We start from the raw sequence: 22,193 nt of genomic DNA, 5'->3' as shown, positions 1-22,193 counted from the left end.
TGCATCGACCTGCGGATGGTGTCTGACTGCCAGTCTTGCAGCGGATGGCCCGGCTCAAGACTCGCTTAAGATTGAACCGATTTCTACTGTCAGAGTTGACAGTAGAAATCGGTTTTTTTGCGCTCTAGAGCGCTGGAATGCCGAACGATGGGGTGGGAACGGCGTTTTTAAGCTGTTTGAGCTGTGACTTGATCGCGGGCGTGGCGCATTTGGCATTCGCCTGTTCGGGGCTCAGGTTGCGCACCGAGGTATAGAACAATTCACAGGTCTGTTCTTTGCGCGTGACCTGCCAGGTGTTCATGCATGCCTTGAGTAGCACATTCGGATCGCTCGCCGGTTTTTGCCCCATCCCGGCTTGCCAGCAGGCGGCACTCAGGTCCTGGCCCATCACTTTCAAGCCTGCTTCGTCAGCCTTCTGCTCGTCGCCGTCATAGGTGTCGGGGCTGGCCGCATACCAGATGTAGCTGGGATGGTTGGAGCCCAGGACCGACACGGTTTTACCCGCTTCCGGGCTGATTTGCGCCAGGCCCAGTACCCCCACGGTTTGCCCGTATTGTTGCTTGATCCAGCTGCGCACCGGCGCGCCGAACGCGACCATTGGCAATGAGCCGCTGGGCCGCACGCTCAGTTCCTTGACCATGCGGGTCTGGTAGTCGGTGAAGTAACCGTAGACGCTCTCCAAGTCCTTGCCGGCGTTGGACGGTGCGGCGATGGGCGCGATGTCGATGATGGTCTGGTAGGCCGGGGTTTCGGTGGCCGGTATGCCATTGTCGGTGAGCAAGGTGGCCCAGCGGTCGGTGGTGGCCGATTCCAGGTAATCCTGGGCCTGGGTCAGTGAGTAATCCGGGGGGAAGTGCAGCAGCTCAATGCTCTTGCGGTTTTCCAGGGCCATGCCCAACGGCAGGAACAGGTACCAGTTGTAGGCCCACTTGCCGTCGACGTTGAGTTTGCTGGCGCCCCGGTAGGCCAGGTCGGCGGTGTCGAGCAGTGCCGTCAGCGGGTGCCCGTAGCTGTCGGGTACGCCACTGAAGGTCGCGACGACCTGGCCCTCATGGGTTTTGACACTGACCTTGGCCCGACTGTAGCCGTCGCGTTGCAGGCTTTGGTTCAGGTAATGCTCGACGGTCTGCTCCAGCGTCCATGGACGAAAGCAGATCACGTTGCAGTTATTGGGGTAAGCGAACAACTGGGTCACCCGTTGCGGGCTACCCAGGGGTACTTCGATGTCGGCCTGTACCACCGCACTGGCCATCAGTGCGGCCAGGGCGAAGGACAGCCTGGTCGATTTGAACATACTTGATTCCTTGTCAGCGAAAGCCCGTCTGCGCGGGATGAAAGCCCACCTCCACACAGTAGCGGCTGACCGGGAAAACCGCGTCCTAAATCGTCGGGTGTGTCGTTATTGGATAAGCCGTCCTACACGCTGAACTGCAAGGCATTGCTCAAATCGCCCATGGGTTTCTGGCCGCGGGCAATCATTGCGTCATCCCGCTGCTTGAGGCCGTCCAAGGTCTCCAACTGGAAGACTCGGGTAATCAGGCGCAGGATCGACGCCGTGTCGTACACCGTATGGTCCACCGTGCCTTTGCGCGCAAAAGGTGACACCACCAGCGCCGGCACTCGCGTACCAGGGCCCCAGCGGTCGCCCTTGGGCGGTGCCACGTGGTCCCACCAGCCGCCGTTTTCATCGACAGTGACCACCACCACCATGTTTTTCCACTGCGGGCTCTCCTGCAGCACCTTCAGGGCACGCACGATATGGCGGTCGCCGGAGGCCACGTCGGCATAACCCGCGTGCATATTGAGGTTGCCCTGGGGTTTGTAGAAGGTCACGGCGGGGAGCTTGCCCGCCTCGGCGTCGGCGAAGAACTTGTTGGTACTGGATTCGTCGCCCAAGCCCGCGTCGCGCAAGCGCTTGTCACGCTCCGCACGGTTTTCGGGCCCTTGCTGCTTGAAGTAGTTGAATGGCTGGTGGTGATACTGGAAATTCGGGATCTTCGGAATGCCGCCCGAGTCCTTGAATTGGTCCAGCGTCGCTTGCCAGGCCCCGGCGTACCAGGCCCAGTCGACGTTCTTTTTCGATAGCTTGTCGCCGATGTGTTCGTGGGTTTGCGGCACCAGCACGTTGGGCAGGTCGGCTTTGGCGTAGTCCGGGTTTTCCGGGTCGCGAATCCAGGTCGGCCAGTAGGGTGGGGCCAGGGTGTTCACGCCGTAACCGTCAGGGGTCAGCGCACTGGGGCCGAACTGCGGCGGGCCGGTCATGGCGCTGGCAGGGGATTTATCCAGGGGTTTGAGACGCGTGTCAGTCGGGTCATCGCTTTGCAGCGTGGCGATCTGCGCCTTGGCCACCGACTGCGCGGCATTCGGATAAAACGGCGCGGTGGCGCTGATCAGGTACTGGTGGTTGAGGAACGAACCGCCGAAGGCACCCTGGAAGAAGTTATCGCAGAGTACGAACTCCTTGGCCACGTCCCACAAGCGTAGGGAATAACGGCTCTGGGCGTAATGCCCCATCACCAGGCCACCGGAGTCGGCCCAGGCAACGAAACCATCGTTCTTGCCGCCGTTGATCTGCATCTGGTTCTGATAGAACACGTGCCACAAGTCGCGGGTGACCAGGCTCAAGGGCAGGTCTTCGGCGTTCGGGCCCTTGAGGGCGAACGGGGCGTTGGGCAGGTTTTCCTGGAATTGCACTTCGCTGGGGTAGGTCACCCCATCCACGCTTTGCGGGCCGACCTGCAACACACCGCCCCAAACGGGGGGCAGGGTGGTCAATAAGCTGCCGTCGCGGTCGCGTTGCTGCGTGTCGGCGGCAGAAAGCGCCGACAGCGGTTTCTCAACGCCGGGGAAGTCCGCAAACAGATTGTTGAAGCTGCGGTTCTCGGCATAGATCACTACCACGGTCTTCACCTGGTCGTGCAACGCCTTGTCCAGCTCCTGCGGTGTGAGCGGGCGTGCCACTGGCTTGCCCGGTGCTTCGCTGCCATTGCCGCAGGCACTCAAGGTCGCGCCAACCCCCAGCACCGCCGCGCCCCCCAGGAAGCGCCGACGGCTGGTATCTACCGGCGGTTGGGCGATGGAGTCGGGGGCAGGGCGGTCTTCGTGATCGTCACTCATTGCGGGGAGTCCTTGCTGGCGAGATGTTGCAAGATATTTCGCAGGACGGTAGCAATGCAATGTGACGAAAGGAAGACAGGCGGGTGTCAAGGGATCACGGCAGACGCAATGCCAATTGGCTACCAGCCCGCAAGTACTCCACCTGCGCCGTCAGCGCATCCTTGACGATGGCTTCGCCTGTGTCGGTCAGTCTGGTTTTTTTGCATCAATGACACTGGTTTGCAGGAGTTGCATGGCGACATCCATGGCTTTTTGGAACGCTGTCACGTTGTTATGCCGGCCGAACGCCTGGACAACTGCACTCATGCGACGGTCAGCATCGTCGCGCAGGGCCTTGTACTCAACGAAGGAGACGTTGTCATCCCGATTGATGACGGCCTAGGTGTTTCAAAAGACCCTGCCGAATCTTCCCGATACTTCGCCAGGGCATTAGAAATGCTGTGATGAGCTTCATATGTCTACAGGAGGCGAGCGCTGCTAGACTGGCTCGATAATGGCTGTCACCGAGGTGAACCGTGAAACCTTCAACTGCCCTTGACTTACAGCGAGCCGCCGTCAGAGAAGTGGTGGGCCGTTTTCGCATCTCAAATCCCAGGGTGTTTGGATCTGTGTTACGAGGTACTGACGTAGAGGGTAGCGACCTTGATCTTTTGGTCGACGCCCCCCCCGGAACCACTCTTTTTGATCTGGGTGGGCTTCAGGTCGAGCTTGAGGATCTGCTCGGGGTCAATGTTGACTTGCTGACGCCTGCCGATTTGCCTGTGAAGTTTCGCGCAAAAGTGTTGGCAGAGGCTCGGCAGATATGACCTCGAACCGCCTTGGGGATTATTTGAATCACATCAGGCAGGCCGCAACTGACGCGATCACCTTTGTCGAAGGCTTGAGCAAAGAGGAGTTTCTGGAAGACAGGCGTACTCAACAAGCAGTGATCATGAGTTTGATCATCTTGGGTGAAGCGTCGACAAAAATCATGGATCAGCACCCGGAGTTCACGGTGGGTCATCCACAGATTCCTTGGCGGAGCATGCGTGGAATGCGCAATCGGATAGCCCACGGTTATTTCGATATCAACCTTGATGTGGTTTGGGACACAATCCAGAGCGCATTGCCCGATTTATTGGCGCGACTCCCCAGTGCCCCTGCATGAATGCACCTGTTGCAACAACAGGTGCGTCACCCGCAGATTAAGGCATCACCGGCGGCAAATACTTCAACGTCGTCCCCAACGCCCACAACAAAAACAACACTAGCGGCGTGTGCACCAGCAACTGCACGAATGAAAACCCGATCAAATCCCGCGCCTTCAACCCCAGCACCCCCAGCAACGGCAGCATATAGAACGGGTTGATCAGGTTCGGCAGTGCTTCGGCGGCGTTGTAGATCTGCACCGCCCAGCCCAGGTGGTATTGCAGGTCATTGGCCACTTGCATCACGTAAGGCGCTTCGATGATCCACTTGCCGCCGCCCGACGGGATAAAGAACCCCAGCACCGCCGAGTACACGCCCATCAACAGCGCGTACGTATCGTGGGAGGCGATGGAGGTGAAGAACGTCGAGATGTGGTGCGCCAGGGTCTGGCCGTCGCCGCCCTTGACCACGGTCATCAGCGCGGCGATCGAGCCGTACAGCGGGAACTGGATCAGCACGCCGGTGGTTGTCGGCACGGCGCGGGCCACTGCATCGAGGAAGCTGCGCGGGCGCCAGTGCAGCAGCGCCCCGACCATGATGAACAGGAAGTTATAGGTGTTCAGCCCCGAGATGGCGCTGATCGCCGGCTTGGTCGAGAACTCATGGAACAGCCAGCCGGCTGCCAGCAGCGCCAGCAGGATGGTCAGCAACGGGCTGTGTTCCAGCCATTCGCCAGGGCGGGTCGGGGCTTGCGGTTTGGGCAGGTTGAAGGCCGGGTCGACGCCGCAGGCCTTGGCGTCACGTGCGCTGTTCGGACCGGGGGCGGTGGCGTAGGCGATGATCAGCGACACCACGATCAGCGCCAGCAACAGCACGCCCGATTGCCACAGGAAGATCGTGTCAGTGAACGGGATCACCCCGGTGATCGACAGGATCGACGGCGGCAGGCTGGCCGGGTTGGCCTGCAATTGCGCGGCCGACGACGACAGCCCCAGCGCCCATACTGCACCGAGGCCCAGGTAGGCCGCCGCGCCAGCCGCGCGGTAGTCCATGCGTAAATCCGTACGACGGGCCAGTGCGCGCACCAGCAACCCGCCGAACACCAGGGACAAGCCCCAGTTGAGCAAGGAGGCAACCATGGAGATCAGCGCCACCCACGCCACGGCCGAGCGACCGTTCCTGGGGATGCGTGCCAGGCGATCAATCAACTTCACCGCCGGCGGCGAACTGGCCACGACATAACCGCCGATCACCACAAAGGCCATCTGCATGGTGAACGGGATAAGGCTCCAGAAGCCATCTCCAAAGGCTTTTGCGGCTTCGGCGGGGGCAGCGCCCATGCCCAGGGTCGCCACAGCCACAATGATCACGGCGAGCGCGGCAAACACCCAGGAGTCAGGGAACCAGCGCTCGGCGAAGTTTGAACAACGCAGGGCAAATCGGGCATAGCGGCTTTCTTCGATAGCATTGGCCACGAGTCATTCCTCTTGTATTTATTATGGTTTTGGCAGTTTTACGGCATGTTCCGCTACGGCCATTGATATGGGAATGCAGTTATCTTCATCGATCCATGAGGAAAACAAATATATCCGCCGCGATTGCCATCAACCGGCTCAGCTCATAACCTGCACGCCATTTTGTTTGCCTGCCGAGCCTCAACATGACTGCCACCTCTGTTCTACAGGCGCAGCGTTTTTCTCGCTCCGACTACAAAACCCTGGGCCTGGCCGCCCTGGGCGGAGCCTTGGAAATCTACGACTTCATTATCTTCGTGTTTTTCGCGCTGACCCTCAGCCAACTGTTCTTCCCGCCCGAAATGCCCGAGTGGCTGCGCCTGCTGCAAAGCTTTGGCATCTTCGTCACCGGGTACCTGGCGCGGCCGCTGGGCGGCATCCTGATGGCGCACTTCGCCGACCATCTGGGGCGCAAGCGCGTGTTCAGCCTGAGCATCCTGATGATGGCATTGCCCTGCCTGCTTATCGGGATCATGCCAACCTACGCGCAAATCGGTTATTTCGCACCGCTGATCCTGCTGGTACTGCGCGTATTGCAAGGCGCAGCGGTGGGCGGCGAAGTCCCCAGCGCCTGGACCTTCGTCGCCGAACATGCACCACGTCATCACCGTGGTTACGCGTTGGGCTTCCTGCAAGCCGGGCTGACCTTCGGCTACCTGCTTGGTGCGCTGACGGCCACGGTGCTGGCGCAGGTCTTCACCCCGGCTGAAATCCTCGACTACGCCTGGCGTTTCCCCTTCCTGCTCGGCGGCGTATTCGGCGTGATCGGCGTCTGGCTGCGCCGCTGGCTCAGCGAAACCCCGGTGTTCCTGGAAATGCAGGCTCGCCGCCAAGCTGCTGCCGAACTGCCGCTGCGCACCGTATTGCGCGACCATCGCGCCGTCTTGCTGCCGGCGATGATCCTCACCTGCGTGCTCACTTCCGCGGTGGTGGTCCTGGTGGTCATCACCCCGACCATGATGCAGAAAACGTTCGGCATGACGCCCAGCCACACCTTCGCCTTGAGCGCCCTGGGCATCGTGTTCCTGAACATCGGCTGCGTGCTCGCCGGCCTGTTGGTGGACCGCATCGGCGCCTGGCGCGCGGTGCTGGTCTACAGTCTGCTGCTGCCGGTGGGTATTTTCGTGCTGTACGCCAGCCTGATCAGCGGCGGCATCTGGCTCGGCGCCGCGTACGCGCTGGCGGGCTTGAGTTGCGGTGTTGTGGGCGCGGTGCCGTCGGTGATGGTCGGCCTGTTTCCGGCGCAGGTGCGAGTATCGGGGATTTCCTTCACCTACAACATCGCCTATGCAGTGTGGGCGAGTACCACGCCGCTGATGTTGATCGCGTTGATGCCCACCAGCCCCTGGATTTGCGTGGGGTATTGCGTGGTGATGGGCGCGGTGGGGGTTGGGAGTGTGGCGCTGTTTGGCAAGCGCCACACCTTGACTGCCTGAGTGTCAGGTCAAGAAGTGCCACAGCAGCAGCGTACCGACCAAACCGACGACTGACACAATGGTCTGCAACACCGACCACACCCAAATCGTCTGCTTCAACTGCAGGCCAAAGTACTCACGGACCATCCAGAACCCGGCGTCGTTGACGTGGCAGAAGAACACCGAGCCGGCGCCGATGGCCAGGGCCACCAATGAGCTTTGCGTCGCCGCCAGCCCAGCCATCATCGGTGCGAGGATGCCGGCGGTGGTGGTGGTTGCCACCGTGGCTGAACCGGTGGCCTGGCGCAGGGCCACGGCGATCAGCCAGGCCAGCAACAGATACGGCATGTGCGCGCCTTCGGCGACCTTGCTGATGGTCTGGCTGACGCCGGCGTCGAGCAAGGTTTGCTTGAGGCCGCCGCCGGCACCGATGGTCAGCAGCAGCACGGCAATAGGCGCGAGGGCCTTGCGCAGGGTGTTGCCAACATCGGCGCGTGGCATGCCGGCGGCCCAGCCCAGGCAAACGACGGCGGCGATGACCGCCAGGCCAAGGGCAATCAGCGGTTCACCGAGGAACTTCAAGGTCAAGCCGAGCGTGCTGTCGGCCGGCAGCGCGACTTTGGCCAGGGTGCTGCCGAGCATCAGAATCACCGGCAGCAAAATGATCAGCAACGACACGCCAAAGCTCGGCTGGCGCGGGGCCTTGGGCGGTGCGCTGAACAGCGCGCCGATGTCGGCCGGTTCATCCACGTGCAGGCGCTTGGACAACCAGTTGCCATACAGCGGCCCAGCCAGGATCACCGCCGGCACCGCCAGGCAGAAGCCCAGCAACATGGTCAGGCCCAGGTCGGCGTGCAACGCGCCCACCGCGATCAGCGGCCCTGGGTGCGGTGGCATCAGGGCGTGCAGGGTGGTCATGCCCGCCAGCGCCGGGATGGCGATTTTCAGCAGCGGCTGGTTCGAACGTTTGGCCATCACGAAGATGATCGGCACCATCATCACCAGCCCCACTTCGAAGAACAGCGGTAGGCCGATCACCATGGCCACCAGCGCCATTACCCACGGCAAAGACTTGCCCTTGCCCAATCCGAGCAAGGTGGTGGCGATGCGGTCGGCCGCGCCGGATTCGGCCATCAACGCGCCGAGCATCGAGCCCAGCGCGATGATGATGCCGGCTTCACCGAGGATTGCCCCGGCGCCTTTGCTGAAGGCTTTGGCAACTTCTTCGGGCGGCAAACCGGCGCCGACACCCGCGATAAAGGTGCCGATCAGAATCGACAGGAACGGCGGCAACTTGGTCGCGCTGATCAGCACGATGATGCTGGCGATGGCCAACAGGACGCAAAACATGAGGCGGGTGTCGTGAACCATCCACGCAGCAGTCGATAACACCAAGACGGGACTCCTTATCGAACAGGTTGGGAAATATGTTTCTTTTTGTTTCCTGCTCGAAAAGCATACCTGATACAACTGTTCCAGAGCGTTCAAGTGCACTTTTGGTGCACCAAGGATGACGCGCTGCTGGCGCGCGGATGACAATTTTGCAACCTGTAGCGGTGACGTTGGCCTATAGCACTATGATCCACCGCACCCGTCTCAAGAGGATTTTCCATGAGCGCAGGACATAGCCACGCCCAGGTACGCGCCGGTCACGAACGGTTGTTATGGATCGCCCTCGGCTTGACCGGCAGCTTCATGATTGCCGAGGTCATCGGCGCGTTTATCACCGGCAGCCTGGCGCTGTTATCCGATGCCGCACACATGATGACCGACGCCCTGGCCCTGGGCATTTCCCTGGTGGCGATCCAAGTGGCCAAGCGCGCCGCCGACCGCAAGCGCACGTTCGGCTATGCGCGTTTCGAAATTCTCGCGGCAGCGTTCAACGCGTTGCTGTTGTTCGCCGTTGCGTTCTACATCCTCTACGAGGCGTATCAACGCCTGCGTGAACCCGCCGAGATCCAGTCCACCGGCATGCTGGTGATTGCCGTGCTGGGGTTGATCGTCAACCTGATCGCCATGCGCCTGCTCAGCGCCGCCAGCGGCGAAAGCCTGAACGTGAAGGGCGCCTACCTCGAAGTCTGGAGCGATATGCTCGGCTCCATTGGCGTGATCATCGCGGCGGTGGTGATTCTGTTTACCGGTTGGGGCTGGGTCGACTCGCTGGTCGCGGCCGCGATTGGTTTCTGGGTGTTGCCCCGCACCTGGACGTTACTCAAGGAGAGCATGAACGTGCTGCTGCAGGGCGTGCCGGACGGTATCGATATCGATCAGGTGGAGCAGGCTATTCGCAGTGTGCCTGGGGTCAAGGACGTGCACGACCTGCATATCTGGGCACTCACCAGTGGCAAGAACGTGCTGAGCACGCACCTGGTGGCGGATTCGGCGTCCGGCACGGAACAACACATCCTCACCCAGGTGACGGAATTGCTGCATGAGCAATTTGATATTTCCCATGCGACGGTCCAGGTCGAAGGCGACGGCTTTGAGCATGACGAACATGACGAGGTGCATGCCTGATCCTGGCTAACGGATTTGTAATGTTCTGCCCACCGCCCTGATAAGTACCGAACGCTACAGTGCCCCGGCTTGGATTTATCCGCCATTCATGGGCCTGGAACTTTCGTTATGCCAACTGGTGCAAGAACATTACTGTGCTCGCTCGTCCTGTTTCTGGCGACGGCGCAAGGGGGCGGTGCACAGACCCTGACCCTCGACTCCGCGCTGCAAACGGCCTTCGCCAACAACCCGGACCTGGCCGCTGCGCGCTGGGAAATCGGGATTGCCGAGGGCGCTCGCCAACAAGCCGGCCTGATCCCCAACCCCGTGGCATCCTGGGATGCCGAGGACACCCGCCGCAGTACCCGCACCACCAGCGTCAAACTCAGCCAGACCCTGGAGCTGGGCGGTAAGCGCGGTGCGCGCATCGATGTGGCCACCCGCGCCCAGGACGCCGCCGCGCTGAGCCTGGAACAGCGCCGCAATGGGTTGCGCGCCGATGTCATCGAGGGTTACTACGGCGCCCTGCGCGCCCAGGAACGCCTCGACCTCGCGCAACGCTCGCTGGCCTTGGCCGAACGCGGCCTGGTGGTCGCCAACGGTCGCGTCACTGCCGGCAAATCGTCGCCGGTGGAGGCCACTCGCGCCCAGGTGCAGTTGTCGGAGATCCGCCTTGAATTCAACCGCGCGCAGATGGGCCTGACCGACGCCTATCGCCGCCTCGCCGCCAGCACCGGGAGTGCGGCGACCGACTTCCAGGCCGTCGCCACCCAAGGCCCTGCCACACCGCCACTGCCGCCCGCCGCGCACTTGCTGGCGCGCCTTGAACAGACCGCTGAACTGCGCCTGGCCGAACTGCAGATCCTGCAGGGCGAAGCCAGCATTGGCCTGGAAAAAGCCCAGCGTATTCCCGACCTTGATGTGTCCATCGGCAGCCAATACGACGCCAGCGCGCGCGAGCGGGTGAACCTGGTGGGGGTGTCAATGCCGATCCCGTTGTTCAACCGCAACCAGGGCAACGTGCTCGCCGCCACGCGCCGCGCCGACCAGGCCCGTGACCAGCGCAACGCCGCCGAACTGCGCCTGCGCACCGAAACCCGCCAGGCCCTGGACCAGTGGCAAACCGCTAATACCGAAGTGCGCGCGTTCAACCAGCAGATCCTGCCCGCCGCCCAGAGCGCGGTGGACGCTGCCACCCGCGGCTTCGAGATGGGCAAGTTCAACTTCCTCGACGTGCTCGACGCCCAGCGCACCTTGATCGCCGCGCGCACCCAATACCTCACGGCGACCGCCCAGGCCACCGAGGCCTGGGTACGTATCGAACGGATTTACGGCGACCTCGCCCGGTTCTGATTTTTCCTGGAGTCTGCTATGAACAAAACACACGGCGCGGCGCTTGCTGTCGTCCTTGGCCTGATGCTGTCCAGCTTTGCAAGCGCCGAGGAGGAAGAGGGCACGTTGGTGCTCACCGCGCAGCAAATCGAAGCCGCTGGTATTCAACTGGCCCAGGCCCAACCCCGGCCGATCAGCACGCTGTTGTCATTGCCGGGGGAGGTGCGTTTCGACGAAGACCGCACCTCGCATATCGTGCCCCGCGCGGCCGGCGTGGTGGAGGCGGTGAAGGTCAACCTTGGCCAGGCGGTGAAGAAGGGCGAGTTGCTGGCGGTGATCGCCAGCCAACAGATTTCCGATCAGCGCAGCGAGCTGGCGGCCAGCGAGCGCCGGGTCGAACTGGCGCGCACCACCTTCCAGCGCGAACGCCAACTGTGGCAGGACAAAATCTCCGCCGAGCAAGATTACCTGCTGGCGCGCCAGACCCTGCAAGAAGCCGAAATTGCCCTGAATAACGCGCGACAGAAGATGACTGCTCTCAGCGGCAGCGCCGTGCTGGTGGGCGGCAATCGTTATGAGCTGCGCGCGCCTTTTGCGGGCGTGGTAGTGGAAAAACACCTTGGCGTCGGTGAGGTGGTCAGTGAGACCAGCAACGCCTTCACCCTCTCGGACCTGTCCCAGGTGTGGGTCACGTTCGGCGTGTTTCCCAAGGACTTGAACAAGGTGCGCGTCGGCAAGCCGGTGAAGGTCAGCTCCACGGAAATGGGCACCGACGTACTCGGCACCGTGGCCTACGTGGGCAACCTGCTGGGTGAACAGACACGCACCGCCACCGTACGCGTGAGCGTGCCCAACCCCGATGATGCCTGGCGCCCTGGGCTGTTTGTGACCGTGCAAGTGGCCACGGATACCTACCTGGCCAAGGTCACCGTACCGCAAGCCGCGATCCAGACCGTCGAGGACAAGCCCTCGGTGTTTGTGCGCACCGCAGACGGTTTCGTCACCCGCCATCTGGAACTGGGTATCAGCGAAAACGGCTACGTCGAGGTACGCCAGGGCCTCGACGCCGGGGCGCAAGTGGCCACCGTCGGCAGCTTCATCCTCAAGTCCGAACTGGGCAAAGGCTCGGCCGAACACGCCCATTGATCCTGCGAGTGATTTCTCATGTTTGAGCGCCTTATCCAATTCGCCATCGAGCAGCGCATCATCGTGCTGCTGGCGGTGCTGTTGATGGCCGGTGTCGGCATCGCCAGCTATCAGAAACTGCCGATCGACGCGGTGCCCGACATCACCAATGTGCAAGTGCAGATCAACTCCGCGGCCGCGGGTTTTTCGCCGCTGGAAACCGAGCAGCGCATCACCTTTCCCATCGAAACCGCCATGGCCGGTTTGCCCGGCTTGCAGCAGACCCGTTCGCTGTCGCGCGCCGGGTTGTCCCAGGTAACGGTGATCTTCAAGGACGGCACCGACCTGTTCTTCGCTCGCCAACTGGTCAATGAGCGTCTGCAAGTGGCCCGTGAGCAGTTGCCCACCGGCATCGAAACGGCGATGGGGCCGATTTCCACCGGGCTCGGGGAAATTTTCCTGTGGACCGTGGAAGCCGAAGAGGGCGCACGCAAGGACGACGGCACGCCCTACACCCCGACCGACCTGCGGGTGATCCAGGACTGGATCATCAAGCCGCAACTGCGCAACGTGCCGGGCGTGGCCGAGATCAACACCATCGGCGGCTTCGCCAAGGAGTACCAGATTGCCCCCGACCCCAAGCGTCTGGCCGCCTACAACCTGACCTTGAGTGATCTGGTCACGGCGCTGGAGCGCAACAATGCCAACGTCGGCGCCGGCTATATCGAGCGCAGTGGCGAACAGTTGCTGATCCGCGCACCGGGGCAAGTCGCGTCCATCGATGACATCGCCAACATCGTGATCACCACGGCCGATGGCACGCCGATTCGTGTGCGCAATGTGGCCCAGGTTGAGATCGGCCGTGAGCTGCGTACCGGCGCCGCCACGGAAAACGGCCGTGAGGTGGTGTTGGGCACGGTGTTCATGCTGATCGGCGAAAACAGTCGCACCGTGTCCCAGGCGGTGGCGTCGAGGCTGGAGCAAATCAACCGTTCGCTGCCCGAAGGCGTGGTAGCCGTCACGGTCTACGACCGCACCAACCTAGTCGAAAAAGCTATCGCCACCGTGAAGAAAAACCTCTTCGAAGGCGCGCTGCTGGTGTTCGCGGTGCTGTTCCTGTTCCTCGGCAATATCCGCGCGGCGTTGATTACCGCGATGGTGATTCCCCTGGCGATGCTGTTCACCTTTACCGGGATGTTCACCAACAAAGTCAGCGCCAACCTGATGAGCCTCGGCGCGCTGGACTTCGGCATTATCGTCGACGGTGCAGTGGTGATCGTCGAGAACGCCATCCGCCGCCTCGCCCATGCCCAGCAACGGCACGGCCGCCTGTTGACGCGCAGCGAGCGCCTGCACGAAGTCTTCGCCGCGGCCAAGGAAGCCCGCCGCGCCCTGATTTTCGGGCAACTGATCATCATGGTGGTGTACCTGCCGATCTTCGCCCTCACCGGTGTCGCCGGGAAGATGTTCCATCCCATGGCCTTCACCGTGGTGATCGCCCTGCTTGGCGCGATGATTCTGTCGGTGACCTTCGTGCCGGCGGCGATTGCGTTGTTCGTCACCGGCAAGGTCAAGGAGGAAGAAAACCTGGTGATGCGCAGTGCGCGCCGCGCCTATGCGCCGGTGCTCGATTGGGTGATGGCACACCGGCCACTGGTGTTCGGCCTGGCGGTGTTGACCATCGTTGCATCAGGGGTGGTGGCCAGCCGCATGGGCAGTGAATTTATCCCCAGCCTCAGCGAGGGCGACTTCGCCCAACAGGCCCTGCGCGTGCCCGGTACCAGCCTGACGCAATCGGTGCAGATGCAGCAGCAGTTGGAAAAAACCTTGATGGCCCAGGTGCCGGAAATCGAGCGGGTGTTTGCCCGCACCGGCACTGCCGAGATTGCCTCGGACCCCATGCCACCGAATATTTCCGACAGTTACGTAATGCTCAAGCCCAAGGATCAGTGGCCTGATCCGAAGAAGTCGCGGGATGCCCTGATCGCCGATATCCAGCGCGCCAGTGCAATCGTGCCAGGCAGTGCGTACGAGTTGTCGCAACCGATTCAACTGCGCTTCAACGAGTTGATTTCCGGGGTGCGCAGCGACGTGGCGGTGAAGGTGTTTGGCGATGATATGGCGGTGCTCAACGCCACCGCCGGGGAAATCGCCGAGACCTTGCAAAGGCTTGGCGGCGCCTCGGAGGTGAAGGTGGAGCAAACCTCCGGCCTGCCCGTGCTGACCATCAATATCGACCGCGACAAAGCCGCACGTTTTGGCCTGAACGTCGGGGATGTGCAGGACACCATTGCGGTCGCCGTCGGTGGGCGCCAGGCCGGCACGCTGTACGAAGGTGACCGCCGTTTCGACATGGTCGTGCGTTTGTCCGATGCGCTGCGCACCGATATCGACGGCTTGTCGCGGCTGCTGATCCCGGTGCCTGCGTTGGCGGGTAGCGCGTCCGCGCAATTGGGCTTTATCGCCTTGTCCCAGGTCGCCAGCCTGGACCTGGTGCTCGGCCCCAACCAGATCAGCCGCGAGAACGGCAAGCGCCTGGTGATCGTCAGCGCCAACGTGCGTGGGCGGGATATCGGCTCGTTCGTGGACGAGGCCGAGGCGGCCATCAGCGCCCAGGTCAAAGTACCGGCGGGCTACTGGACCACCTGGGGCGGCCAGTTCGAGCAGTTGAAGGAAGCCTCCGAGCGCTTGCGCATCGTGGTGCCGGTGGCGTTGCTGTTGGTGTTCGGCTTGTTGTTCATGATGTTCAACAACCTTAAGGACGGGTTGTTGGTGTTTACCGGAATTCCGTTCGCATTGACCGGTGGGATCATGGCCCTGTGGTTGCGGGATATTCCACTGTCGATCTCGGCGGGGGTGGGGTTTATCGCGTTGTCCGGGGTGGCGGTGCTCAACGGCCTGGTAATGATCGCGTTTATCCGCAACCTGCGTGAGGAAGGACGTTCGTTGTCAATGGCGATCAATGAGGGCGCGTTGACCCGCCTGCGCCCGGTCTTGATGACGGCGCTGGTGGCGTCCCTCGGGTTTATCCCCATGGCCCTGGCCACTGGCACCGGCGCCGAGGTGCAGCGACCGTTGGCGACGGTGGTGATCGGCGGGATTATCTCCTCTACGTTGCTGACCTTGCTGGTGTTGCCGGCGTTGTACCAGTGGGCACATCGCCGTGAAGAGGAGGTTGCCTGACTTCTTTAAAGCACCGCAAAACCATGTGGGAGGGGGCTTGCCCCCGATGGCGGTGGGTCAGTTGATACAGGTGTCAGCTGACACACTGTTATCGGGGGCAAGCCCCCTCCCACTTTAGACCTGCGCTGTTTTCAGGTGCTGGGGAAACACCAGGTTGAACCGCGTGAAGCGCCCGGGCTGGCTGCTGACGTCGGCGTGCCCCTGATGCAGGTGCATGATCGACTGCACAATGGCCAGCCCCAGCCCGGTGCCACCTTCGGCGCGGGTACGGCTGCTGTCGGCGCGGTAGAAGCGTTCGAACAGGTGCGGCAGGTGGTGCGCTTCGATGCCGCGCCCCGGGTTGCCCACCGACAACGACACGCTCTGGTCGTAGGTCTCCACCAGCAGCAACACGCTGGAGCCTTCGGGCGTATGGCGAATGGCATTGGACAGCAAATTGGAAATGGCTCGCTGAATCATCAGGCGATCCCCCATGACCCAGGCGTCGCCGCGCAGGTTCAGGGTCAGGTGCTTGTCTTCGGCACTCAGGGCGAACAGCTCCATCACCCGTTGCGCTTCCTCGCCCAACGAGACCGGGCTAAACCCGGCCCGCGCCGCTGGGTGGCTGACCTGGGCGAGAAACAGCATGTCGGAGACGATGCGCGACAGGCGCTCCATTTCCTCGGTGCAGGATTCCAGCCCGGCCTTGTACTCCTCCAAGGGGCGGTCGCGGGACAACGTGACCTGGGCCTTGCCCATCAGGTTGGTCAACGGCGCACGCAGTTCGTGGGCCAGGTCGTCGGAGAACTGCGACAACTGCCGTACACCGTCATCCAGGCGATGCAGCATGAAATTGATACCCTGGGCCAACTCACCCAGCTCCTTGGGGAGGTTGTCCAGGCTCAGGCGATGGGTCAGGTCCTGGGTGCTGACCTTGGCCGCCACGCGGCTGAACTGCTGCAATGGGGCGAGCCCGCGTTGCACCAGCCACCAGGCGCCCATGCCGATCAGGATCAGCAGCAGCGGCAGGGCGATCACCGTGGAGCGCAGGTAGGCACTGAGCAACGCCTCGTCATCGGAGCGATCCAGTGACAGCAACACACGCACGTTTTCCCCGCTGTGCAATGGCAGCAGGCGGGTGGCACTGAGGATACGGTTGCCACGGTCATCCACCCAGTTCAGGTAGGCCAGGGCCTTGCCGGCGGGTACGTCGAGCAACAGCGGCTGCTGGGGCTTGGCACCGACGCTCAGCAAGACCGGCGCATCGGCTCCGGTGCCCGTGATGGTCAGGTAGATGTTGTCGTGGCCCATGATCAGGTCCAGCAGCGAATGGGGGCGGGCGCTGATGTCGTCGAGGTTGAGGCCCTGGCGCAGGCTGTGCTCCAGCTGCTCCAGCTTGTTTTCCAGGCCCCTGCGCGCAAGTTTCTCCAGTTCGTGGGTCAAGGCCAGGTAGGCCAGGGTCGCCAACAGCACGACCAGGCCGGCGCCCATCAGGCTGACCGTCAGGCCCAGGCGCATCGACAGGCTGCTGGTCCTCATGGGCGCGCCTCCAGCACATAGCCGACGCCGCGAATGGTATGGATCAGCTTGACCTCACTCTGGTCATCGACCTTGCCACGCAGGCGGCTGATGGAGACTTCCACTACGTTGGTGTCGCAGTCGAAATTCATGTCCCAGACCAGGGAAATGATCTGCGTGCGGGTCATCACCTCACCGGCCTGGCGCATCAACACGTGCAGCAGGGCGAACTCCTTGGTGGTCAGGTCGATGCGCCGGCTGCCGCGATAGGCGCGATGCCGACGCGGGTCGAGTTCCAGGTCCGCGACACGCAGCACGTCGGGCAACGGAATATGTTCGCTGCGCCGCAGCAAGGTGCGCACGCGGGCCAGCAGTTCGGGAAACTCGAAGGGCTTGACCAGGTAATCGTCGGCGCCCATGTCCAGGCCCTTGATCTTGTCGGCCAGCCGGCCACGCGCGGTCAACATCATCACGCGTTGATTGCCGTCGCGGCGTAGTTGTTCCAGTACCTCCCAACCGTCGGTGTTGGGCAGGTTGACGTCGAGGATCACCAGTTCATAGGTGTTCTGCCTGGCCAGGTGCAGACCATCGATGCCGCTGGCGGCACAGTCGACGACATAACCACTTTCGGTCAAGCCTTGCTGCAGGTAGTCGGCGGTTTTCTGCTCGTCCTCAACCACAAGGATACGCATGGGGATTTACCTTCAAGTGAAACGAAAGGAGATGACCTCATAGAGGCTTGAATGGGCGTAGGAAAACTCTGAAGCCTGAAGTAACTTTAGGGTCAAGCCGCGTCAGGCCGGTGCGACGATTCGTCACTGAACCGGCACACAAAAAAAACGCCCCGGCTGGGGCGTAAAAATTCATCTCTGTTCCAAAGGAGCTACACAAAAGCCGCAGAGATGAGATGTGTTCGATGCGCAGTATAAAAAGTGCAACTTAACGGGAAGGTGAGGCCGATATTACAGTTCTGACAGACTTCAACTTGTGAACAGATGTAGGGCATCGGCAAGTTAATGTAAGCGGGTGTCTTAGAGCACCGCCAAGGGATATTCGACAATCACCCGGACTTCTTCCAAGTCGGATTCGAACGAACTTGAGCGCACGGTGGCCTGGCGAAGTCGCAGCGACAGATCCTTCAAATTGCCGCTTTGCACCACATACTTGGCTTCGATATCCCGCTCCCAGCGACGTTGGTCGGTCAGCGGGTTGCCGGCGCCATCGCGGCGCATATACACCGCGTTGGCGTTGCTGTAGTCGGCGTCGGTGCCCTTGCCGTAACGGGTCATGAATGACAGGCCGGGAATGCCGAAGGCCTGCATGTCCAGGTCGTAGCGCACCATCCACGAGCGCTCCTTGGGCGAGTTGAAATCGCTGTACTGGATCGAGTTGTTGAGGAAGATCGAGTCCGACTGGCGCAGGTAATCGAAGTCGTCATCGCCGTTGTTGCGCTGGTGCGACACGGCCAGGCTATGGGCGCCAACCTTCACCCCGAGGCGGGCGCTCCAGATGTTGTTGTCGAATTGCCCGAGCAGCTTTTTGCCTTCATCCACCGCCTTGTAATAGTTGACGTCGCCAAACAGCGAGACGTCGTCATTGAGTGGGTAACTGGCGGCGCTGCCGACGTAGTACTGGTCCCAGGCGTCTTTCAGGCGGCTGCTGTACAGGCTGACGCTCAGATGCTTGTTGAGTTGGTAATCGCCGCCGAAATAGCCGATCCAGGGCGAGTCGACCGGGCCGGCATAAAACGTTGCGAAACCTTTGTTCATGCCGCTCTCGTTGGGCTGGCTCATGCCACTCAGGCGCCCACCTTGCACGCTCAAGCCTTCGAGGCTGGTGTTCTGCAAGGTCACACCGCGAAAACTCTCGGGCAATACACGCGAATCGCCGTAGGCCACCACCGGGGTCAGCGGGAATACGTCACCGGCCTTGATCACGGTGTCCAGCACGCGCAGTTTCGCGGCGCCGCCGACTTTGCTGTAGTTGTCCTCGGGGTGGTTGCTGCTGTCCACCGGCAGGACGCCGAACGACCCCTTGCCACCGCTGCGGCCGGTGCCCGAGTCGAGCTTTACGCCGACCATGGCAAAGGCGTCCAGGCCGAACCCTACGGTACCTTGGGTGAAGCCCGATTCGAACTTGCCGATCAGGCCCTGGGCCCAGGCTTCGGAATAGCCATTGCCGGTGGGGCTGGACTGGCCCTTGCGATCATCGCGGTTGAAGTAAAAGTTACGCGCCAGCACGTTCACGCTGCTGCCTTCGATAAAGCCTTCGGGTGTGTCTTCCACGGCCACGGCTGCCAGGGGCAAGGCCGCACACAGTGAAAGGGGAAGTGTGACGTAACGGATACGCATGTTCAGCTCCTCGGTGTTGGCAGTTATCAGCTTCTTATGGAGGTGGGCGTTCTTATTGATCTGGCCCGGGCTGATAGTTGCAAACCGAAGATAACGGCTGCGTGGCGCGGACATTACAATTCTGGAAACTTGCGGCCACCTAACAGATAAGTAATGTTCCAGTGAACATGGCGTCAGGGTTCGCTGGTTAATCTCGGCACTGAACTTTCAGTCGAGGAACCTGTGATGAACTTTTATAAAACTGCCCTGGGTGTATTCACTGCCGTCCTGTCATTCGGTGCGCTGGCCGAAGGCGGCGGTGACCGTACCTTCGCCCTGATGATGGAGCGCAACGAACAAGCCATGGCCGCCTACGCCGCGAAACAGGGCAAGCCGGCGCCCGAGGTGCAGGCGTATCGCTATGGCCTGGAGTTGGACATTGCCAAGGTGGTCAACGTGACGCCGCCGATCCGCTCGTGCAACGCTGTACCGTCGCGGATGACCTATGAAGACTCCAACGGCAAGCTCAATACCCTGGAATACCAAGTGATGGGCGTGTGCCGAAACAACGGCAGTTAATGGCTCTGGAAAAACAATGGGGCGCAGCCTGGAACGGCTCTTCAGAAAACGCCGGCAGCGCCGATGCAGGGCAGTGAATGCCCAGTCCCAAGTGATCGGCAGCATCGTCAAGACCATCAGTGCATCGCCGAACAGACCAACCTGCTGGCGCTCAACGCGGCCATCAAGGCGGCGCGAGCCGACCCGCAGGGCTTGTGCTTGAGGTATCGTAGGCTTTTTCACGTTTGAAGAGCCGACCCTCCATGAGCCCTACCCACCGTCGCCCCGTTCCGCTGTCCAAGGCCTACCGCTTGCTCAACCACGGCCCGACCGTGCTGGTCAGCGCGGCGCATAATGGCCAGCGCAATATTATGGCCGCCGCCTGGGCCATGCCGCTGGACTTTGAACCGCCGAAAGTCGCTGTGGTGCTGGACAAAGCCACCTGGACCCGCCAACTGCTGGAAGGCGCCGGTACCTTCGTGCTGCAAGTGCCTTGCGCGGCGCAGGCCGACCTTGTGCAGACTGTCGGCAACACTACCGGCACCGAGCGCGACAAGTTCGCCGCCTATGGCTTGCACACTTTCCAAGGGGAATACACCGACGCGCCGTTGCTGGAAGGCTGCGTCGCCTGGTTGGAATGCCGGCTGCTGCCCGAACCCCACAATCAGCAGACCTACGACCTGTTCCTCGGCGAAGTGGTCGCGGCCTATGCCGACGAGCGCGTGTTCAGTGATGGCCGCTGGCACTTCGAAGGTTTTGATGAGCTGCGCACCTTGCACCATGTGGCGGGTGGGCATTTCCTCACCATCGGCCAGCCGATTGATGGGCATCAGCTCTAGGCATGTCCCCGTGGTTGAGCGTGTTTCAACGCGGGCGCGGTCAGCGCCCGAGCATCTTCACCCAACGCGATGGCGGCATGCCGTAGGTGCTGCGAAATTGCCGGGTCATATGGCTCTGGTCGGTGAAGCCGGCGGTCATCGCCGCATCCACCAATGATTGGCCCTGGGCCAGCAAGTGACGCACCAGATCCAGCCGGCGCATGGTCAGGTAACGGTAGGGGCTGGTGCCGAACAGCAAACGGAAATCCCGCGACAAGGCCCAGCGATCGCGCCCGGCGTGATCGGCGATTTCATCCAGCGTGATGCTGCGGCCCAGGGCGCTGTGGATAAATTCGCGGGCGCGCTCGGCGGCCACGTAATCGAAGGTCTTGCGGCTGATAATGGCGCCGGAGGCGTTACTCAGCGCGTGGGCCAGATCGAACATCGCGTCCTGTTCCTGCAACGGGTCGATAGGGTTATCCAGGTTTTGCAATAACACTTCGCTGGCGCGGAACAGCCTTGGGTCGGTGGATAAACCGTTGGGGATAAACGGCAACGGCTTGCCGCCGAGGATCTGTTGGATCAGCGACGGCTCTACGTAAATCATCCGGTACTTGAAGCCCTCGTCACTGCCGGCGTGGCCGTCGTGGGTCTCATCGGGGTGAAGCACCATGGTCGTGCCGGGCAGGCTGTGGATCATGTCGCCGCGATAATGAAAACTCTGCACGCCGAACAAGGTACGGCCGATGGCGTAGGTGTCATGGCGATGCGGGTCGAACGCGAAGCCGGCAAAGTACGCCTCGATACGGTCCAGGCCGCTGGCGTGCGGGGCGCGGTGCAGCCAGTCGAGAGCGGGGGTGGGTTTACCCATGGTGACTTGTCACAAAAAGAGGTGGAAACACGTTAACCCAGTCTGCGTCCCTTGTCTGCCGGGGTCTTGTACGATTGTGCAGGGGGCAGGCGAGGCCTATGATCGCGGTTCGTGCCCTGTGCTGATGGAGTTGCTCCCATGGATGTTATCAACCCCGCCTACGTGGCGCCGCTGGTCTCGCTGGCCCTGCTGTGGACGGTGGCAGTGGTCACGCCCGGCCCCAACTTCTTCAACACGGCGCAGCTGGCCGCCAGCTGTTCGCGCCGCCATGGCGTGGTGGCCTCGGCAGGTGTGGCCACCGGGACGATCATGTGGGGGTTGGCGGGTGGCCTGGGCATCAAGTCGCTGTTTACCGCCGCGCCGATGCTGTACCTGGCGTTCAAGATCATCGGCGGCTGCTACCTGATCTACCTCGGGTTGAAACTGTTCAAGCGCTCGGCTCCGGCCATGGGCCAGAGCCTGTTGCCGGACGAACCCCGGCGTTCGTTATTTTCCGCCTGGCGCCTGGGCTTGTTGGGCAACCTGTCGAACCCCAAGGCCGCACTGTTCGTCGCGACCATCTTCGCATCCACCATGCCGCCGTCACCGTCTCCGATGCTGCTGACCCTGGCGGTGATCACCATGGCGACCTTGTCGTTCAGTTGGTACTCCAGCGTGGCCCTGGTGTTTTCCAGCGCGCGCATGGCCAACCTCTACAGCCGTTCGCGTAAATGGCTCGACCGCTTTGCCGGTGGGTGCTACATGCTGTTTGGCGCACATCTGGTAGCGAATCGCTGACCACCCGTGGTAAGAAGCCTTACTTTCAAAAG

Annotated in this window: 18 protein-coding genes and 2 pseudogenes; 11 read left to right on the top strand and 9 right to left on the bottom strand. The window is 61.8% G+C overall.

What is annotated here, in order from left to right:
* Positions 1–124: 124 nt before the first annotated feature.
* From A7317_RS04025 to A7317_RS30970, 3 genes and pseudogenes are all read right to left on the bottom strand, one after another.
* Positions 125–1,294: a hypothetical protein gene (locus tag A7317_RS04025; RefSeq protein ID WP_069075244.1), complete on the bottom strand. Its 1,170-nt coding sequence runs from the start codon at positions 1,292–1,294 to the stop codon at positions 125–127.
* A 122-nt stretch (positions 1,295–1,416) separates the two neighbouring features.
* Complete coding sequence (gene acpA, locus A7317_RS04020; protein ID WP_069075243.1) at positions 1,417–3,117, bottom strand: acid phosphatase; 1,701 nt, start codon at positions 3,115–3,117, stop codon at positions 1,417–1,419.
* 94 nt (positions 3,118–3,211) lie between these two features.
* Positions 3,212–3,489 (bottom strand): annotated as a pseudogene (locus tag A7317_RS30970) (hypothetical protein).
* Between the two features lie 143 nt (positions 3,490–3,632).
* On the opposite strand from A7317_RS30970, the gene A7317_RS04010 reads away from it, so the two are divergent.
* Both A7317_RS04010 and A7317_RS04005 read left to right on the top strand, forming a co-directional pair.
* Complete coding sequence (locus A7317_RS04010; protein ID WP_024073222.1) at positions 3,633–3,923, top strand: nucleotidyltransferase family protein; 291 nt, start codon at positions 3,633–3,635, stop codon at positions 3,921–3,923.
* Positions 3,920–4,264, top strand: coding sequence for a DUF86 domain-containing protein (locus A7317_RS04005; RefSeq protein WP_024073223.1), 345 nt, complete (start codon positions 3,920–3,922; stop codon positions 4,262–4,264). The genes A7317_RS04010 and A7317_RS04005 overlap by 4 nt, the downstream gene beginning before the upstream one ends.
* A 37-nt stretch (positions 4,265–4,301) precedes the next feature.
* On the opposite strand, the gene A7317_RS04000 is transcribed toward A7317_RS04005, so the two are convergent.
* Positions 4,302–5,720 (bottom strand): short-chain fatty acid transporter, encoded by a 1,419-nt coding sequence (locus A7317_RS04000; protein WP_024073224.1) that lies wholly within the window; start codon positions 5,718–5,720, stop codon positions 4,302–4,304.
* A gap of 185 nt (positions 5,721–5,905) precedes the next feature.
* Between A7317_RS04000 and A7317_RS03995 the strand changes: the two genes are divergently transcribed.
* Positions 5,906–7,195, top strand: a complete 1,290-nt coding sequence (locus A7317_RS03995) for an MFS transporter (protein WP_024073225.1) — start codon at positions 5,906–5,908, stop codon at positions 7,193–7,195.
* Between the two features lie 3 nt (positions 7,196–7,198).
* On the opposite strand, the gene A7317_RS03990 is transcribed toward A7317_RS03995, so the two are convergent.
* Positions 7,199–8,569, bottom strand: a complete 1,371-nt coding sequence (locus tag A7317_RS03990; protein ID WP_024073226.1) for a gluconate:H+ symporter — start codon at positions 8,567–8,569, stop codon at positions 7,199–7,201.
* 216 nt (positions 8,570–8,785) lie between these two features.
* Between A7317_RS03990 and A7317_RS03985 the strand changes: the two genes are divergently transcribed.
* The 4 genes from A7317_RS03985 (at position 8,786) to A7317_RS03970 (ending at position 15,310) form a co-directional block, all read left to right on the top strand.
* Entirely contained in the window at positions 8,786–9,691 is a 906-nt protein-coding gene (locus A7317_RS03985; RefSeq protein ID WP_024073227.1) for a cation diffusion facilitator family transporter, read from the top strand.
* Positions 9,692–9,799: 108 nt separating this feature from the next.
* Positions 9,800–11,023 carry a TolC family protein gene (locus A7317_RS03980; protein ID WP_069075242.1) on the top strand — a complete coding sequence of 408 codons (1,224 nt, stop codon included), beginning with the start codon at positions 9,800–9,802 and terminating at the stop codon, positions 11,021–11,023.
* Between the two features lie 18 nt (positions 11,024–11,041).
* Positions 11,042–12,148: an efflux RND transporter periplasmic adaptor subunit gene (locus A7317_RS03975; RefSeq protein WP_069075241.1), complete on the top strand. Its 1,107-nt coding sequence runs from the start codon at positions 11,042–11,044 to the stop codon at positions 12,146–12,148.
* Between the two features lie 18 nt (positions 12,149–12,166).
* Entirely contained in the window at positions 12,167–15,310 is a 3,144-nt protein-coding gene (locus A7317_RS03970; RefSeq protein ID WP_069075240.1) for a CusA/CzcA family heavy metal efflux RND transporter, read from the top strand.
* A gap of 114 nt (positions 15,311–15,424) precedes the next feature.
* Here A7317_RS03970 and A7317_RS03965 read toward each other — a convergent pair whose 3' ends face one another.
* The 3 genes from A7317_RS03965 to A7317_RS03955 all read right to left on the bottom strand — a co-directional run bounded on the left by A7317_RS03965 (position 15,425) and on the right by A7317_RS03955 (position 19,158).
* Entirely contained in the window at positions 15,425–16,828 is a 1,404-nt protein-coding gene (locus A7317_RS03965) for a heavy metal sensor histidine kinase (protein WP_069075239.1), read from the bottom strand.
* A complete protein-coding gene (locus tag A7317_RS03960) occupies positions 16,825–17,499 on the bottom strand; it encodes a heavy metal response regulator transcription factor (RefSeq protein ID WP_024073232.1) in 675 nt (224 codons plus the stop codon). Before A7317_RS03960 ends, A7317_RS03965 begins: the two co-directional genes overlap by 4 nt.
* Before the next feature lie 339 nt (positions 17,500–17,838).
* Positions 17,839–19,158, bottom strand: coding sequence for an OprD family porin (locus tag A7317_RS03955; protein WP_024073233.1), 1,320 nt, complete (start codon positions 19,156–19,158; stop codon positions 17,839–17,841).
* Positions 19,159–19,383: 225 nt separating this feature from the next.
* Here A7317_RS03955 and A7317_RS03950 point away from each other — a divergent pair, with 225 nt between their 5' ends.
* The 3 genes and pseudogenes from A7317_RS03950 to A7317_RS03945 all read left to right on the top strand — a co-directional run bounded on the left by A7317_RS03950 (position 19,384) and on the right by A7317_RS03945 (position 20,534).
* Entirely contained in the window at positions 19,384–19,716 is a 333-nt protein-coding gene (locus A7317_RS03950) for a DUF2790 domain-containing protein (protein WP_069075238.1), read from the top strand.
* Between the two features lie 85 nt (positions 19,717–19,801).
* A pseudogene (locus A7317_RS31435) lies at positions 19,802–19,908 on the top strand (methyl-accepting chemotaxis protein); the annotation flags it as partial.
* A gap of 50 nt (positions 19,909–19,958) precedes the next feature.
* The gene (locus tag A7317_RS03945; protein WP_024073235.1) at positions 19,959–20,534 is read left to right on the top strand and encodes a flavin reductase family protein; all 576 of its coding nucleotides are present in this window, start codon (positions 19,959–19,961) and stop codon (positions 20,532–20,534) included.
* A 40-nt stretch (positions 20,535–20,574) separates the two neighbouring features.
* Here A7317_RS03945 and A7317_RS03940 read toward each other — a convergent pair whose 3' ends face one another.
* A complete protein-coding gene (locus tag A7317_RS03940) occupies positions 20,575–21,384 on the bottom strand; it encodes an AraC family transcriptional regulator (RefSeq protein WP_069075237.1) in 810 nt (269 codons plus the stop codon).
* A 138-nt stretch (positions 21,385–21,522) separates the two neighbouring features.
* Here A7317_RS03940 and A7317_RS03935 point away from each other — a divergent pair, with 138 nt between their 5' ends.
* Entirely contained in the window at positions 21,523–22,161 is a 639-nt protein-coding gene (locus tag A7317_RS03935) for a LysE family transporter (protein ID WP_069075236.1), read from the top strand.
* The last annotated feature ends 32 nt before the right edge of the window (positions 22,162–22,193 follow it).

This window comes from Pseudomonas fluorescens (assembly GCF_001708445.1).
Classification (GTDB): domain Bacteria; phylum Pseudomonadota; class Gammaproteobacteria; order Pseudomonadales; family Pseudomonadaceae; genus Aquipseudomonas; species Aquipseudomonas gorinensis.
Note: the sequence above shows the minus strand (reverse complement) of the source record. Positions and strands in the feature narration are given on the sequence as shown.